Below are 17,443 nucleotides of genomic sequence, written 5' to 3'. Positions count from 1 at the left end.
AATTCCCCCGTCCCCAAATCAAAACAGAAATTCTTGCGCAGATGAATCCGACGTGATGAAGACTCCATTTCAAACGCACCGGAAAACCACGCGAGCCGCCCCGCTAGAACACGTAAGCCCTCAGACCGAACGAAATTTGCGGGACAAGCGTTGCGATATCCGCACTCGAAACATCGGACGGAATGAACCAGAGCTGACCTTCCGTGTAGAACGAGAACGTCCTGAACATCTTCGCCTTCTTGTCCCTCGTCACCTTCGGGAATTCAAGCTGGAAGAGCAGCGCCGAAAGAATCTGATCGGAACCCGAACCAGACTCGCTGAAGTGGCTGAAATTGGCGCCCACCGAAACGTTCAGGCTGAGCCAATCCCAATCGGGTCCGAAGTAATAGCGGAACGGCATATTGTAGACGTTCGCCAGAATCTTCAGCCCCATGACATTTCCGCCGTAGCGCTGCGCCGTCATCGAGAATATGTCCCGCTGCGCCTGCGTGAACTGCCCGAACTGGAACTGAACCTTTACGTTGTCGTCATAGAACGAAAGTCCCGCGCCGAACGAATACAACGTCGCGCCCCAGAACTGTCCGTCCATGTACAATCCCTGGATGAATCCCGGAATCTCGTAAGCAGCCTTGTCGCCCTTTCTGAGCGCAAGCTCAAGATGCTTGAGCGAAACGTCGTCGTGCGCAAGTCCGCTGAACTCAAGCTCCTGATTGTATCTTCCGCCCATTCCCGGGCTGATAAGCCGTATCGTCGGCTTCGTGCTGTCAACCTGCACGATGCAGCGCGTCACGGCAACCTCGCCGTTCTTCATGCGCGCGCGGACGAGGAGGAAGTGGTATCCTTCCGCGATGTCCTCGTTCTCCACGCGGTATTTCCAGTTCTTCTTCTCGGAAATCGTCTGGAACGTCTTTCCGTTGTCCAGGCTCAGCTCGATTTTGTCGATGCGCTTCGCCTCAAGCGCGTCCTTCCTTTCCTTTTCGACGCGTTTCGACAATCCCTTTTCTTTGGCGGCGGCAATCTCCTCCTCGGAAATAGTATACCCAGCGCTTCCCTTGATATACGGGCGATCTATCGCAAAATCGCCGTAGGTGAAGTTGTCGATTGTTATCCACGGGCCGACGTCGGAATAAATGAGGTACTGCTCGTTCGAATCGATTTTCGTGCCATCGTCAAGGACAGCGACGACACGAATCGAATGCTGTCCTGCTTCCATCTGCTCTTTCGTCACGGTGAATTTGTAGTAGCCGCTTTCGGAAAGCTCGGTCTCGCCGATTTCCGCGTTGTCCGACAGAAGCTTGAGCGAGACGATTTTCCGCGGCTCGGTGACGACTGCCGTTCCGTAAACGTTGAAGACGCTCTGCACCGCCTCACCGTTGAGCGGATAGAGAAGGTCGACCTTCGCGATGGGAGCGGAGCGGTCGAGGCGGAAGTTGCGGCTGACGCGCGTGATGTTGTCCGCCGCGTCCTTTCCGGTAAGCTCGACGTTGTAGAATCCGTCTGAAAGCGCGCCGATTTCGAGAATCTGCGTGATGATGCGGTCGGGCACGAGCTTTTTGTGTGAGAGCTCCGCCGGGACGTTTTTCCCCTCAAGGCTCCTGACCGAGATGAACAAATCGGTAAGGTCGATGTTGTCGATTGTCTGGCCGCTGAAGAAAAGCGTTCCCGTGGAGACCGAGTCGTCGAGCGGGTACTCGAGATTGATTTCCGGCGGCGTATTGTCAATGTTTATGAGCGAGGAGTACAGCCCCTCGATTCCGTACCAGTCGACAATCTTGATGAAGACGACGTGCGTTCCGTCCTGGATTACGCGCGTGTCGAATTCGTAGCTCCAGTTGCAGAGCTTCTCCTCGTGCGAGTAGTTTCCGATTGCCTCGTCGTAGCTGTTTCCGTTGTCGAGCGAGACGTAGACTTTGCTGATTCCGTTCTCGTCCGTCGCCTTGCCCGTTATCTTTATCCATTCGCGCACGGTGTCGGAAATCGGCGGAGTGAGAACCTCGCCCTTCGGCTCCTCAAGCGATATGCGGAAATTTCTCGTCACCTCGTCGCCCTTTATGCCGTTGATGTCGACGGCATAAACCGTCACGGAATGCTCGTTGTCCGTCATCGTGTTCAGCGGGATGTCGATTGAGAAGCTGTTGTCGTATTCAGGAAGCTCCTTGTACTCTCCGTCGTCGATTTTCCACCAGATTTTGCTCTTTCCGTCGTCGTCGGTGACGATTCCGGAAATCGTGAAGTCGCGCGTGAGGACGGCGTTCTCCTCGGGAAGGTGAATCGACGCTACAGGAAGGTCGCTCTGCTCGTCCACGCTGAATTCCCACTCGCCGATTTTGGTCGTGTTGCCCGCCTCGTCGGTGAACGAGAATACCATAGCCTGGTCAATCGGCTTGTCGAGCGTTCCAACGTGCGTCGCAATCATCGGCGCCACGTCAACGGGAACGGAAATGTCCGCGAATTCAGCAGGCTTCTTTCCGCTTGCCGGGGCGGTCTGCTTCTTGAGCGAGAACTGCGACGACATGACGAACCCGGAATCCTTGGCGATGAACGCGATGAGGTTCTCGCCGTTCACTATATCGTCCGGAGTCGGCACAATTACGCGCACTTCCGGAGGAACAGTATCTTTCTGAACGCCGACCGACGCAATGGAAACGTGTCCCGCAACATCCGTCGCGCGCACCATTATCCGCCTGAGACCGTCGGGCGCGTTCGCGAACGATATCACAGACTCGCTTCCGTCCGCCTTGAACGACGTCCACGTGTCGCCCTCATCCGTCGAAATCTCGGTGAGCGTTATCTCGTTGTCGTCCGAAACCTTCGCGGAGAATTTCACGCTGTCGCGAATCCACGACTGCGGAACGGGCGAGCCTATTTCGAGTTTCGGAGCCTCCGTATCGACGAGGACCGTTATCGCGGGGCTGGTGAATTCGTTTCCCAGGGCGTCGACCGCCTTCACCGAAACGTTCTTGTACACGCCGTCCTTCTCGAACGCAATTGCGAACGACCTTCCGTCCTCGCCGCTTTCCTCGACGACGGAAACGCCGGAAACGCCGCCAGCAACCTGCACGGAGACAGGCGCGTACAAGTTCGCAAAACCCTCGAACGCGCGTGAGCCGGTCAGAACGTACCTTCCGTTTTTCTCATCGAAAACGGCATTGTCAGGAATCCAGAATATCTTCGCGTCATCGCGGATTCTCGCGGCGGGCATCTCGCGTACAATTCCCACCGTCCCGCTGTACGTCGTCTTGTCAAGCTCAGTCTCCGCCGTAACGGAAATGCGCGTCAAGCGCGACGGCTGGTCGGCCATGACGAATTCCGCGACATATTTCTTTCCGTCGCTTTCGTCGAGAACGACAGGCGCGGTTCCCTTCGCGGATTCTGCTCCGCCCGGAACCTTGTCGCCGCTTATCTCAAAGGAGACGGATTTCACCGGAATGTCGGATTCGATTGAGACGCGCACGGGGATTCCCGCGCTTCCGCGCTCCATCGGGACGACCATGCCGTTCCTGAACGCAAAATCGCCGACCTTCTCGATGAAAACCTTTGCGTTGCTTTTTCCCGTTACGTTGAAAGAAGACTCGACGGGCGTTTTTCCGCCCTCGTAAGAGATGCTCGCGGTGAATTTGTGCATCGCCTCGACGACTTCAGACCTCGGGTGGCGGCCGAACATATTCTCAATCGCGTCCTTTCCCTGGTACACGACAGCGTGGTAGATGTCGCCGCCGTCCATGCTCTCGAACCAGCGCACGTCCGGTTTTGCCGGCGCCGGTGCTTTTTTTCCGTTCGCGGCTATTTCCGGGGAATGGCGCACGTTGTTGACGAAGAACGGGCTGAACGAGCGGTTTCCGTTGTCCGCGACAATCTCGACAACGGAGACGCCGGGGCAGAATTTCTCATACGGAATCGCAAACGAGACCGATTTCTCCGTTTTAAGCGGGTCTATCTCCACATCGACGAATTCCATCGCCGAAAAATCCTTCTGCGAGTTCGGGACGACAAAGCCGCCGTTGAGAACGCTCTGCGCGCTGTAAATCCGGTAGCCGAATTTCTTGATTGCCTGCGCGGATGATACCGTGCCTTTTACGATTATCTCCGCGGGCGCGCTTGCCGGCTCCGGCTCCGAGACCGCTTCGGGATTCTCGGAAACGGATTCGGCGGCGGGCGCGGCGGGGTTCGCTATGTCGAACGTCTTTCCGTCGCTGTCGAACGAAAGCGCGGGCGCATCCCAATCGACTTCCGCCTCGAAGACGACGGGAATGCTGTCGAACGTCTTGTTCCGCTCCGTCGTGACGCGGACGACGACCGGCTCGGAAACAAGCCCGCCCTTCCCCGCCTTGAGCGTGATGATTCCCGTCTCCGCGTCGAATTCAGCAGAAGCGAGAGACGTGTTCGGGACGAGCGCGACGGATTTTATTTTTCCCGCCGACGAAGAGTCGAGGAAAAATCCGTGCACGGGATGGTTCTTGTCGTTCTTTATTATCGAGAACGACGAGCCGTCAGGGCTCGGAATGACGCGTGAATCGTCGAACACGACGCGCGGGGAATCCGTGTGGATGCGCGTCAAATCAATCATATCGACGACGGAGCTGAACCGGGATGTGCGCCCGTATTTGTCCGTCGCAAAAATCTCGACCTGCACGATTCCCCACGGAGCGTCCGCAAGCGGAATGGTGACGTCGATATCGTTTTTCACGTTCGGCTCGGGAGGAACGTTCAGCTCGCCCTCCGACTCCGCGTTCTGTCCGCCGGAAATGCGCCACCGCGCGCTGGCAATTCCGCCGTCCGCGTGTATTTTCGCGGTGAACGAAGGATTGTCCTCCGGATGGATTTTCTTACCGTAGGGAACGTCCGTGGAGAACGAAGGCGCGTTTCCCTTCGCGACGAATTCGACCGACGCGGCATTGCCTTTGACGCCGTGGATGTCGGTCGCATAAACGAAGACCGTGTGCTTTCCCGCCGGGATGAATTCATCGGAAAGATGGACGTAGAAGCTTCCGTGCGAATCCACCGTCCGCTCCTCGCCGTCGTCTATTCTGTACGTGACGGACGCGACGCCGTCATCGTCGAGGACGAGACCGGAAAGATACTCGGAGCCGGCTTCGCTTCCGACAGCAGCGCCAGCCTCAGGCGTCTCAATCGTGACGACGGGCTTGTCGAGGTTCTGGTCGAGCGGGATTGCGCGCGAGACCGTGACCGTGTTCCCGACCGTATCGACGGCAGTGACGAAGAATTCGATCGACTTGGACGAAATCCCGCGCGTGTCGATTTCCTTGAACCAGTACGGGTTTCCGGGAACAAGCTCAAAATCGCCGGAATCGTCCCCGCATCTCCACGAAAGTTTGGAGATTCCGATAACGTCCTTCGCGAATCCCGCGACGCCGAAAATTCCGTTGCAGACCTCGCCCTGCTCAGGCGAGACAATCTGCACGTTCGGCTTCGTGTTGTCGATGAAATAGAGATATGAGTAGACGGAGCTTGAGCCCATCTTGTCGAACGCCTTGAACCAGACGACAGAAGGCCCGTCAAGGAATTTCCTCGTGTCAATCGGAATCTCGAACGTCCAGACATTCAGCTTTTTGTCGTATTTCAGCTTCGTGGGGATGAATTCCTCGCCGCCGTCAAGCGAATACGCGAGAGAATCTATGCCGTTTCCGTCAAAGACCGTTCCGTTGAGCGTGACCTTCCCGGAAACAAGCTCGCCGAGTGTATGGTTCGTAACCTCGGTGACGGGCTGCCTGCGGTCGAGGTTCCACGTGACTTTCGTCGAATGGCCCGTCTTCTTCTCGTCGCCGACGTTTATGTCCGTCCCGTACACCTCGATTGTGTGCGGGCCTTCCTCAAGCTGCGTCGTGTCGAGATAGTACGACCAGAATTCCTTTCCATCGGCGAGGACGGGATTCTCCTTGTCGCCGTCGAGGATGAGCCACACCTGGTCGACGCCGTCGTCATCGACGCACGTTCCGACGATGTTGAGGTTTCCGGGAACGCGCATCTGCTCGCTCGGGTTCGTTATCCCGGAAACGGGAAGGTCGGACTCGGGGTCGATGTAGATGTTGAACGGGCCGGCAAGCCCAGTGTTCCCGCCCTTGTCTGTCGCCGTGACGACGATGTTGTACTTTCCGGGCTTCTTCTCGTTTATGTCGAATTTTTCCTGCCAGCTGTCCATCTGCTCGACAGAGCGAGTCGTAATGTCGCGCTTTGCGAATGCTGAAGAAATGCCCAGGCCGCCAAGAAAGAAAAGAACTGTATTCCTAAAAATATGTCTCATTGCTTTACTGTCCTCATTTTTTAGAAAGAACCCGCGCATGAATAAAAAAAACGCGCTTGGAAAAATGAAGTGCATGTTCGAGAACGGATTCTTACGCTTTGGAGATTTTTGAGATTCTAACAGTTTTATCATCGGCAATCAATTATGAATTCTGAAAGGTTTTCAACTTTTTTCTTTCAGATTCAATTAAACTACATTATTTTCAAAGAAAATTGCATAATTTTTGACTTATTCAGACATAAAAAAAAGCGGAAAAACGGCGTTTGCAACACTGATGAAAAGCGATTATCCTCTTCGCCTATGGCTCAAAGAAAACCGAAATCGCTGGTGGCGGCGGCATTCTCGCTGTCGTTCTTCACGCTTCTCTCACGGATTCTCGGACTGCTCCGGGAAATGACAAAATCGACATTCCTCGGAACGTCGATGTACGCGGACGCTTTCACAATCGCATTCATGATTCCGAACCTTTTCAGGCGGCTTTTCGCGGAGAACGCGATTTCCGTCGCGTTCATACCTACGTTCAGGAGATTCATCGAGGACGAGCAGGACGAGAAAACGGCGCAGACGAGGGAATTCGTCTCGGCGACGCTCACGCTCGTGACGTTCCTCACGACAATCGTCGTCGCGCTCGGGATAATCGCCGCGCCGCTCATCGTCCCGTTTTTCTACGACGGGAACAACGTCGCGACGATACGGGAGACGGCCGTCCTCACGAGGATTATGTTCCCGTACCTCATGCTGATTTCCGTCGCGGCTTTTTTTCAGGGAATACTGAACGGCGTGAAGATTTTCTCGCCGTCCGGATTCACGCCGGTGCTTTTCAACGCGATTGTCATCGCATCGACGTACCTGCTCGCGCCCCGGATGCAGAATCCCGCGCGCGCGATGTCGGTAGGCGTCCTCGCGGGAGGATTCGTTCAGGCGGCGTTCCAGCTTCCGTTCGTCGTGAAGACGGGCTGGTGGTGCGGATTCTCGTCGATTCGGAAGGCGTTCACGAACCCGGGGACGCGCAAGGTCATCGCGCTCGTGATTCCCACCGTCGTCGGCATGGCGGCATACCAGCTCAACGACGCGGTATCGACGGCGCTCGCGGGCAAGGCGGGAACGGGAATCGTGTCGAGCCTTCAGTATTCGCTCAGGCTTCAGGAGCTTATCCTCGGAATTTTCGCCGTCTCTATCGGCTCCGTCCTCCTCCCCGACTTGAGCGGGCTTGCGAAAAAGGAGAAATGGGACGAATTCAGCGGGATGCTTCTTCAGGCGATAAAGATAATCGCGCTGATTTCCGTTCCGGTGACGTTCTTCTCCCTCTCGACGGGCGAGGACATCATCTCGCTCGTCTACAAGAACAGGACGTTCGACGCCGAATCTGTCGCGCTCACGCTGACGGCATTCAACTTCCACATCGCGGGACTTTTCTTCATCGCGGTGAACAGGATTGTCGCGCCGGCATTCTACGCGCAGGGGGACACGAAATCGCCGACGGCCGCGGGAATAATCGGCTTTGCGGTGAACATCGCGCTCGCGTTCGCGATGGTGACGTTTCTCGCGAAAGGAACGAGGGCCGGCGGGGGAATCGCGCTCGCGCTTTCCGTGGCGAGCGCCGCAAACACAATCGCGCTCTTCGCATTCCTGAGCAGGAACAAATCGATAAACGTAAAGTCGATAACGCTCGGGACAATCGCATACACGATAAAGCTCGTCGCGTTCTCGGCTGCGGCTTCCGTACCAGTCCGTTTCATTCACGACCCGATTTCGTCATCGCTCGCGGGGCACGGGCGGCTCGTCTCGTTCGGCATCCCGCTGGCGGCATGCGCGGCAGCCTACGGTGCGGTCGGAATCGCGCTCCTCGCCGTCACGAAGGACGAGATTCTCGCCGTCGCCGTCTCGAAAATTCGGCGCAGATGAAAAAACGTCATTCCAAAATCCGCATCTCGGAAAAATTGTTAAGGAGAAAAATATGAGGCATTTCAGCAAGGAAGAGCTGGCAGGCATCTACAGGCAGAGAAAGCTCAAGCTCATCGATTTCATGAAGGAGAACGGCATCTCCGCCGTCGTTTTTGAGGACACCGAGGGGCGGAGAAATCCCGCGGTCAGGTATTTCACGGGACATCCGAGCGACGCGCTGTACATCATAACGGCAGTTCCCGACGAAGGGAAAGACATCCCGCTCAAGGATTTCCTCATCCCGTGGGACGACAACCTCGCCAAGGAAAAATCGCTCGACGTGCAGATTGTACCGTTCAACAAATACGACAGGCTCAGCACGACCGCCGTCGCCAAGACGCTCTCGTCGCTGAAGATGAAGGGCGCGAAAAAAGTCGAGATTCCGCCGGAAACGCCGTACCCGCTTTTCCTCAAATTCGTCGATGCGCTCAGCGCCGGCAAATGGGACGTCCTCTGCCGCGAGAAATCGGCGCACGATTTTGTCGTCGACATGCGCGCCGTGAAGGACGAGTACGAAATCGAATGCACAAAGGAAGCGGCGCGCGTCGGCGACCACATCATATCGGAAATCGAGCGGGGAATCCGGGAGAACTGGCTCCACAAGGAGATGGACGTCGCGCTCCTCATCGAAAGCGAACTGCGGAAATGCGGCTGCGAGCGGACGGGATTCGACACGCTTGCGGCAGGACCGGCGCGCTCATGGGCAATCCACGCGTTCCCAGGATACACGGACGCGCCCTGGCCGGCAGACGGCCTTTCGATTCTCGATTTCGGCGTCGTTTATGAGGGATACACGAGCGACACGACGCTGACCGTCGCGAAAAACCTGAACGAGAAGCAGGCGGAGCTTGTCGCCCTCGTCGAGAAAGCCGCGGAGGAATCGCTCCCGCTTTACGCGCCGGGCGGGAAAATCAACCTTGCGGGAAAAAAGGCGGACGAAGTGTTCGCGCGCGCGAAAAAGACGATGCCGCACACGCTCGGACACGGAATCGGGCTTGAAATCCACGAATTCCCGCGCGTAAGCGCCAAGCAGACGGAGACCGTCACCTTCAAGCCGGGAATGATTGTCACTCTCGAACCGGGGCTGTACGACCCGAAACTCGGCGGCGTCAGGCTGGAGAACGACGTGCTGATTACGGAAACCGGCAACGAGGTCATCACGCATTCGAAGATAATCCGCCTGTAAAAGCGAAAAAGCCGCCTTGTCCTTTTTCAGGAACGGGCGGCTTTTTTTATGAACGGCGGCTGATTCTCATACCGCCGTGCGTATTTTCTCCAGAATCCCGAGAATCTCGGAATCGATTGCGTCGCGGAGGTAATCGTCCTCAAGGCTCTCGCACAGCTTCCGCAGCGTCTCCATCACGGAGGAAATCAGCGTTACGATGTACTCGTCGCTTGAAGCGTCCATATCTATCGGCGAGGTAATCTCCTCCGTCGGTGTCGGGCCGCTCATCACGCCGGATTTGAGCAGCGCGACGACCGTCGCGAAAAGCCCCGGGCGTCCGGACAGCTTCGCAATCACGTAGTCGAGCATTATGCGCGTCCTGCTCGTCATGAACTGCTTTTTCTTCGCGGGAGGAAGGAATTCGAGCATCTCGCGGAGCTTCTTGAACATCTCGAGCGACGACTTGAATTCCTCCATGACGGATTTGTCCTCGATGGCACGGACAATCGAAGGAAGAATCGCGACGGCTTTTTCGAGCATCTTCTCCGCCTCGTTTTTCTCCGGCTCCTCGTACAAATTCTGCGACACGATTTCGAGCGCGTTCTCGGGGACTTCGACATCGGGGACAGGAAGCTCGACATCGTCGCCGTCATCCTCACGCGCGCGCTCGAATTCATCCTCGTTCATCAGCTCGATTTCGCCCTCCGGCTCAGGCTCCGAATCAGGCCCCACGATAAAGTTGTCGATTGTCTCGGAAATCTTGTTGTTGAGATCGTCCCCTATCCGCTCGCTTATTTTCTCGTCGATGCGGTTGTCCAAATCATCGCCGATTCGCTCGCGGATTTTTTCCTCGACCATGCTTTCGATGGAATTCTCAAGGGAACGCTTTATGCGCCCTTCCGTGTCGCGGACGTTTTCCTCGGCGAACTGCGCGGCGCGGCGGGCCTGGTTCGCGGCGTACTGCGCGTCGTCGGCATTGCGCGCGACCTGCTGAATCTGCCGTTCGAGCGAAAGATAGTCGTCGTCGGAAACGGGGCGCGGCTGATGGCGCGAATCGGGGACGCTCTGGCGCTGAAAATTTTCCGCAGCGTCAGGCTTGTATGACGGAGGCTGCGGGGCATAATCGGATCCGTCGCCAACGACATACGGCTTTACGGGTGTCCTGTCATCAAAATCCTCGTCGCGGAAAAGGTTCGGCCTCTGCGCGTTGAATTCGCGAGGAAAATCGCGGACGACCTCCTCCTCGATGCCCTGCTCCGGATAATCGGCGGCGTGGCTGATGGCGTCGAGAACGCCGGAACCGTCGGGCATACGCTCGCGGCGGACATCGTCCTCCTCGTCGACAGGCGCATCGAAATCGACCAAATCGTCAATGACGTCGCCGGAATCGCGCTCGCCGTCCCCCATCATCTCGTCAATCGAAACGATGTCGTCGGTGTCGCCGCTCAAATCCTCCGCCCCGAACTGGCTGAAATCGAACGCGTCGGAAGGCGCGGCTGAGCCGGAAGCCGATACAGGAGCCGCGGAAGCCGCGTTTTCCTGAACAAGCCCTGCCTTGTCGGAGACGTCGCCGTCATCGGCCGCATCCACCGCGGGAACGATATCAGCCGGAGCTGAGCCGCCGCCAGACGCAGCAGGATTTCCGCCCCCGCTCTCGTCCTCCCAAGAATCGTCGCCGAAATCGGACATCTCGCTCCCACCGTGCAGGACGGAATCGACGGAATCGTTCTCCGCGTCGATGAGATTCTCGAGCGACTTCGAGTCGTCGAATTCTCCGCCCTCGATATCGCTGTCATCCTTCGCGCTGTCATCGAAATCTATCGGGGATTCGAAATCGGCGTTCTCGTTCTCGACAAGCTCGCCGTCCCCCATCCCGAGGTCGAACGGCACATCGACGGAATTCAGCTCCGTCTTGAGGGAATCGAATTCCTTGCCCATCGAAACTTCCCCGACATTCTCGGGAACCCCGCCGGACATCTCGGCGGCACGGTCGAATATATCGAAGTCGTCGACCGGAAGCCCCTCTTCAGGGCGCGGCTGGACGGCCGGAGCCGGCGGCTCCTTGTGGAAAAGCTGCTTCTTGCGCTCGATTCTGTCGACGGCCCTCTTCGCGGACTCGTTGTTCGCGTCGGCTTTTCCCGCCTTGTAAAGCAAATCGAGAGCCTCGTTCGTGCGCCCCTGCTTGTCGTACATCCTCGCGAGCGAAATCATCGCGTCTGCGTCGCCCGCATTCTCGTGGACCGCAACCTTGAGGTAATCCTCCGCATTCTTCTCGTCGCCAATCTGGAGGTAGCGCTCGCCCCAATCCTTGTAGACGTCCGTGCATCCCGGCTTAATCCGCTCAAGACGGTCGAAACACGCCTCAATCTTGTCCTCGTCGCCGTGGCAGATGTAGTACTGCCCGAGCAGGTTCACCGTATCGATGTCGTCCTGGTTTATCTTCCACAAATGGGAAATCTTCTCGTATGCCGCGGGAAGATAGTTCGCTGAAAGGAGGATGTGCGCCGTCTGCTTGAGAATCTCTATGTCGTCCGGGCTGAGTTTCTGCGCTTTCTGAATCGTCTCCGCAGCCTCGCGGCTCTTCCCCTGCTTTTCCTGCGACAGCGCAAGCCCCTTGAGAGCTGGCGCGTAGACGTCGTTCTTCGAAAGCGCCTTCTTGAATTCTTTCTCCGCGTCCTCGAAAACGCTTTTTCTGTTGAAGACTTTTCCCATCGCGGTGTGCATCTTCACGTCGTCGGGATTTATCTTGAGCGCGCGCGATACGACATCGTCGGCTTCCTTCACCTGGTTTTCCTTCAGGAGGAGGTCGGAATAGAGGTCGATTGCCTCAATCCACCCCGGCTTCGAGCGGAGCGCCCCCTCGTAGCAGGAAAGCGCCTTCCGCGTCTCGCCGATTGCCTCGTAGCTTTTTGCTATGTTCAGCTGGATGACGGGATGGTTCGGGTCGATTTTCAGCCCGTGCTGATATGCGACGATAGCCTTCTCGTGGTTTCCCTGAAGCGCGTGGATTGCGCCGAGATGGTTGAACGCGAGGACGTCGCGCGGATTTTTGTCGATTACGTTCTGGAAGCAGTCGATGGCCGATTCGTACTTTCCCATCTGCCGGTACGTGAAGCCGAGGCTGTATGAAACCTGAATTTCCTTCGCGCCTGTCTCCCCCGCCTTCCCGAGCGCGGCAAGGGACTCGTCGAAGCGGCCGAGCCGCCTGTATATTCCGCCGAGCGAGAGGTACACGTCAACGGCGAACGGAAACTCCTCGCCGGAAATCATCATGTACTGCTCGATTTCCTCGAAACACGAAAGAGCGAGCGAATCCTGACCGCTCTTGACGTAGAGGTTCCCGAGCTGGATTTTCAAATCCATGTTCTTCTTGTCGCTTTTTATCAGAGATTTGTAAATCCTTGCGGCAGTCTCGTAATCGCGAGAGATAAGCGCGGATTTTGCCCTTTTCAGCAGAAGTTCCTTATCCGACATAATCACATCCTGATGAGCAGCCCGCCCCCGAACGATGCGATGAGGCGGAACGGCATTTACCAAACGTTGCTGAGCCCCGGTTCCTTAAGAATCCGATGGTTCACCTTATCGAAAGCCTCGCCGACGGCCGGGCGAACACTTCCTTCGAGACCTCGCCACAAATTCTCGGGTCGAGTTTTGAATAAGCGGACACGGCAAAATAGTATATCGTGCCGTTCCTCAACCCACTGAGCGTCATCGAATTCCTGTTCCCCACTTTTATCGGCGACGCGCCTTCTGACGCCACGACACCAAGATACTCGCCCGGACGGTTCCCGTAATAGACGTAGTATCCGCCGGCGGTGTCGTCAACGGAATTACTCCATGACAGTGTAACACATCCATCGCCAGGAATCGCCTCCACGGAGAAAGGAGGAAGCGGATCGTCCTGTTCGGTATAGGCGAGCGTCATCTCGGAAATCGCCGGCGTATGCTCGCCGCCGCCGTCGGGAAGAAGCTCAGCCGCAATCTGGAAATAAAGCCCCGAAACATCGGAAATTTTTTCCCCGGGCACGACTTCCTTCCATGCGGGGTATTTGTCGTTCCATTCGTAGCAGTTGTCGCCCGAACGCACGTAGAATTTCACCTCAGTCTGCGGGGGAACGCTCATCTCCGCCGAAATTTCGTCCATCTCCGCCGAATGCGACACGAGAATCGGTTTTGTCATGAAGAATCCGCCGTCAGCCTTGAATTTCTCGTTGCCCGTCACGCCGATGGCGCACTCGGAGGAAGCTTTTCCCGCGCTCCTGTCAATCCTAAAGTTGTCGATTTTTCCCGCGTACTGCGGGCAGATGTCGATTTTTGCCACGACGCCGATGCTCGGCTCGCATACGGTACCGTTCTCGTGCTGCGTCTTCGTTATGAATTTTATCGCCTCCGTGCGCCCGTCAACGCAGTATTCGAGCGCGCCCGTCTCTTGGTCGAACGAAAGCGTATGGCGGCTCCATTTTTTCGGGACGACCGTCGAAAGCCCGTCGAGCACGACCTCGGAATCGTCGAATCCGAGAAAGATGTTGTTGAATTTCCACTGCAGGTGGTTCGCGAAGAACGATGCGGAAATCATCTGGTATTTCGAATATCCGGACGCGTTGAGCGACGACCGCCACGAGAAAACCGTCTCCCCGTTCTCCGCAAGGGAAGGAGCCAGCCAGAATTCAATCGTGAACGAGCCAGCCATTCCGCTCGTGCCGAAAAGGGAGCCTTTGTCGCCCTTGAGCGAGACGCCCTTGTCAATTCCGCGCGAAAGAGCCGCGCCTTTTCCCCTCGCCGCGCCGTCTGCGCGGAGGAGGTTGTTCGACACGACCTCGTAATGCCCCGTGGAATCGCGCACATCCTGCCCGTCGAACGTGAGGAGGAGGTCGGTCTCGTCATCGGTGCACTGCGTCGAGGTGACGAGCTGGAGCGACTCGTATCCGAACCGTCCGACTCCCGTGGTAAGCCCGGTCATCTTCTGGAAGTCGTTCCATCCGTTCTTCCCGCCGAAAACCATTTTCTTTGGCACAGCAAACGACGAAACTGTATCAAAAAACAGAATTGATGATAGAATCAGGGCGAATCTAGAAACTTTTTTCAACGAAACCATTATGAATCCAACAGATAACCCAGCTTATGAATTGCTTCACGAAACCGCGTTAAAAGCTCCTTGCTCCAGTGGCGTTTATTTATGGCGGAACGACGAGCAGACCGTCATATATGTCGGGAAGGCGAAGAACCTGCGGAACAGGCTCAGCTCCTACTTCTCCGGTGAAAGAACGATTAAAACCAAGCTCCTGATTTTAAACGCTGTTTCAATCGAATATATCACAACAGCGAACGAATACGAAGCGTTCATACTCGAAAACAACCTCATAAAGCGACATTCGCCGAGATACAACATACAGCTCAAGGACGGAAAATCGTATCCAGTCCTCAAAATCACGAACGAGGATTTCCCCCGCGTAATAAAGGCACGCTCCGCGCGCAAGGACGGCTCCATTCTGTACGGGCCGTACCCGGACGTGACCGCGCTCGACTCCTTCATCGAGGCGATACACAAAATTTACCCGCTGAGGCACTGCCGCACGCTCAAAAATAGGAGCGCGCCCTGCATGTACTACCACATCGGCAGGTGCAAATCGCCGTGCACGGGAAAAATCGACAAAGACACCTATAGTGAATATATCGAAGAAATTAAAAACCTTCTTGAGGGAAAAGGCGACGAATCGATTTCATCGCTCACGGCAAAGATGAAGGAAGCCGCGGCGGAGATGAACTTCGAGAAGGCGGCGAGAATCCGCGACGGAATCAAGGCGCTTTCCGTCATGCAGAACCAGAATATCGTAGAGGGATTCACCGACGAGGACGCGGACTACATCGGCTTTTACCGGGACGGCGAGCTTGTCAGCTTCACCGTGCTCAAAATGCGCGGCGGGAAGATTATCGCGCGCGACAACTACCCGCTGATTTCGCTGAGCGACGACCAGGAGCTTGCCGGGGAATTCGCGGCGGGCTACTACACGGACAAATCGGACATCCCGCCGCGAATCTTCGTCCCGAAAAAGGGAGGCGACGACGACACGCCGTCGCTCATCGCACGATACATCGAAAGCGCATTCGGGCAGGGAATTTCCGTGACGACGCCAGAAAACAGCGAGAACGGAGAAGGAAGGCGGCATTCCGCAATCCTCGACATGGCGGCGCACAACGCGCACGAGGACATCATCCGAAGGCTCCGCGAAAGGGGCGACGTTCCCGCGATGGAGGAGCTCATGACGCTTCTTTCGCTTCCAAACATGCCGCGGAGAATCGAGGGGTTCGACATCGCGCACATCGGCGGGAAATTTCCCGTCGCAAGCCTCATCTCGTTCCTCGACGGGAACCCGGACAAGAAGAACTACCGCACGTTCAGGCTCAAGACAACGGACGGGATAATCGACGATTTCGCGTCGATGAAGGAGGCGACGGCGAGAAGGTACACGCGCGTCGCGAACGGAGAAGCCGAAAAGCCCGACCTCATCGTCATCGACGGCGGCATCGGGCAGGTGAACGCCGTGGACGAGATAATCTCCTCGCTCGGTCTTTCGATTCCCATTGCGGGGCTCGCAAAGCGCGACGAGGAAATCTGGCTGCCGCACGCGAAGAAACCGATTTGCCTTCCGAGAAGGAGCGACGCGCTCAGGCTGATGCAGCGGGTCCGCGACGAGACGCACCGGTTCGCGACAAGCCGGAACCAGGAGCTTCGGACGAAGGAGAACACGGAATCGGCGTTCGCGCTGCTTCCGCACGTCGGCGAGAAACGCGAGAAAATCCTCCTGAAAAAATTCGTCACGATGGAGAAGCTTTCCGAATCGCCGGAATCGGAAATCGCCGAATCGCTGCACATTCGGGCGGGCGACGCCGCCGACATCCTCGTCGCCGCGAAGGAAATCAGCCGGAAACGGGAAGAATCGAGGAAGCAGCGCAAAGCGGAAATCGACGGCATAACGGAAGGCAAAACGGAATACGAGCCGATTCTCGAATCGTTCCTCGGCGGGGCGGAATCCCGCGTTGCGGACAGCGGGAACGGCGAAAGCAAATAACCTGCCCGAAAACGGCACGGCACGACAAAACGGAGGCACGGAATGGAAAAAGAAGAGAAGAAAGAATGGTTCGAATCCGAGGATTTCTGGAACAACTACGGCCCGATAATGTTCGACGAGCAGCGCTGGTCAGAGGCGCCCGCGGTAGCGGAACGCGTCGTCTCCATTTCGGGAGCTGGAAAAGGCGCGCGGATTCTGGACGCTGGCTGCGGAATCGGACGGATTTCGGTGGAACTTGCCGCGCTCGGGCTGGACGTCACGGGCGTCGATTTGATTCAGAGCGAGCTTGACGCCGCGCGGGAAAGCGCCGACGACGAGGGCGTCCCCCTCACCCTTATCCGCGACGACCTCCGCACGTTCCGCACGGAAAAACACGGAATCGGAAAATTCGACGCGGCCGTCGATTTGTACACGTCGTTCGGCTACTGCGACACGGAGGAGGAGGACACGCAGATTCTCCGCTCGATTTTCGATTCCGTAAAAGAAGGCGGAACGTTCATCCTCGAAAATATCAGCCGCGAAGTCGCAATCCGCTATTTCACGAAGGGAGAGGAATTCGAGCGAGCCGGAAAAATCGTCCGCACGGAATTCAGTGTCGTCGGCGCGTGGGAAGGGCTCCGCTCGCGATGGATTCTCACGGACAAGGAGACCGGCAGCGTAATCGACCACGAATTCGTCCAGCGCCTCTACTCCGCCTCCGACTTGAAAAGGACGCTTCTCGGAATCGGCTGGAAAACCGTCGAAATATTCGGAGACTTCGAGCAGAACCCCTACGACGAAAACATGCAGACAATGGTCTTAGTCTGCCGAAAATAGCGGCGCCCCGTTTACCATTGCGCGTCCTAATCTTTGCTCATCGGAACGGGCGTTCGCCGGCACGCGCGAGGCGCGTACCTCCCAACTTGGCGAATCGGCGCCCCGTTTACCATTGCGCGTCCTAATCTTTGCTCATCGGAACAGGCGTTCGCCGGCACGCCGAACTCAGAACGGAAAATGCCCGGC

General features: G+C 56.8%; 7 protein-coding genes. 4 read left to right on the top strand and 3 right to left on the bottom strand.

Going from position 1 to position 17,443, the window contains the following annotated elements:
- Positions 1–103 precede the first annotated feature (103 nt).
- Positions 104–6,262, bottom strand: coding sequence for an Ig-like domain-containing protein (locus tag TRESADRAFT_RS15120; protein ID WP_002704323.1), 6,159 nt, complete (start codon positions 6,260–6,262; stop codon positions 104–106).
- A gap of 300 nt (positions 6,263–6,562) precedes the next feature.
- Here TRESADRAFT_RS15120 and murJ point away from each other — a divergent pair, with 300 nt between their 5' ends.
- Together murJ and TRESADRAFT_RS07240 are read left to right on the top strand one after the other, a co-directional pair.
- Positions 6,563–8,167: a murein biosynthesis integral membrane protein MurJ gene (gene murJ, locus TRESADRAFT_RS07245; RefSeq protein WP_002704321.1), complete on the top strand. Its 1,605-nt coding sequence runs from the start codon at positions 6,563–6,565 to the stop codon at positions 8,165–8,167.
- A 52-nt stretch (positions 8,168–8,219) separates the two neighbouring features.
- Positions 8,220–9,392, top strand: coding sequence for a M24 family metallopeptidase (locus tag TRESADRAFT_RS07240; RefSeq protein ID WP_002704319.1), 1,173 nt, complete (start codon positions 8,220–8,222; stop codon positions 9,390–9,392).
- A gap of 66 nt (positions 9,393–9,458) precedes the next feature.
- Here TRESADRAFT_RS07240 and TRESADRAFT_RS07235 read toward each other — a convergent pair whose 3' ends face one another.
- Both TRESADRAFT_RS07235 and TRESADRAFT_RS07230 read right to left on the bottom strand, forming a co-directional pair.
- A complete protein-coding gene (locus tag TRESADRAFT_RS07235; protein ID WP_002704317.1) occupies positions 9,459–12,845 on the bottom strand; it encodes a tetratricopeptide repeat protein in 3,387 nt (1,128 codons plus the stop codon).
- A 100-nt stretch (positions 12,846–12,945) separates the two neighbouring features.
- The gene (locus TRESADRAFT_RS07230; protein WP_245534335.1) at positions 12,946–14,385 is read right to left on the bottom strand and encodes a fibronectin type III domain-containing protein; all 1,440 of its coding nucleotides are present in this window, start codon (positions 14,383–14,385) and stop codon (positions 12,946–12,948) included.
- A gap of 82 nt (positions 14,386–14,467) precedes the next feature.
- On the opposite strand from TRESADRAFT_RS07230, the gene uvrC reads away from it, so the two are divergent.
- Positions 14,468–16,441: an excinuclease ABC subunit UvrC gene (uvrC, locus tag TRESADRAFT_RS07225; RefSeq protein WP_002704311.1), complete on the top strand. Its 1,974-nt coding sequence runs from the start codon at positions 14,468–14,470 to the stop codon at positions 16,439–16,441.
- 42 nt (positions 16,442–16,483) lie between these two features.
- The gene (locus tag TRESADRAFT_RS07220; RefSeq protein WP_002704308.1) at positions 16,484–17,257 is read left to right on the top strand and encodes a class I SAM-dependent methyltransferase; all 774 of its coding nucleotides are present in this window, start codon (positions 16,484–16,486) and stop codon (positions 17,255–17,257) included.
- Positions 17,258–17,443: the final 186 nt, after the last annotated feature.

This window comes from Treponema saccharophilum DSM 2985 (assembly GCF_000255555.1).
Lineage (GTDB): Bacteria > Spirochaetota > Spirochaetia > Treponematales > Treponemataceae > Treponema_D > Treponema_D saccharophilum.
Note: the sequence above shows the minus strand (reverse complement) of the source record. Positions and strands in the feature narration are given on the sequence as shown.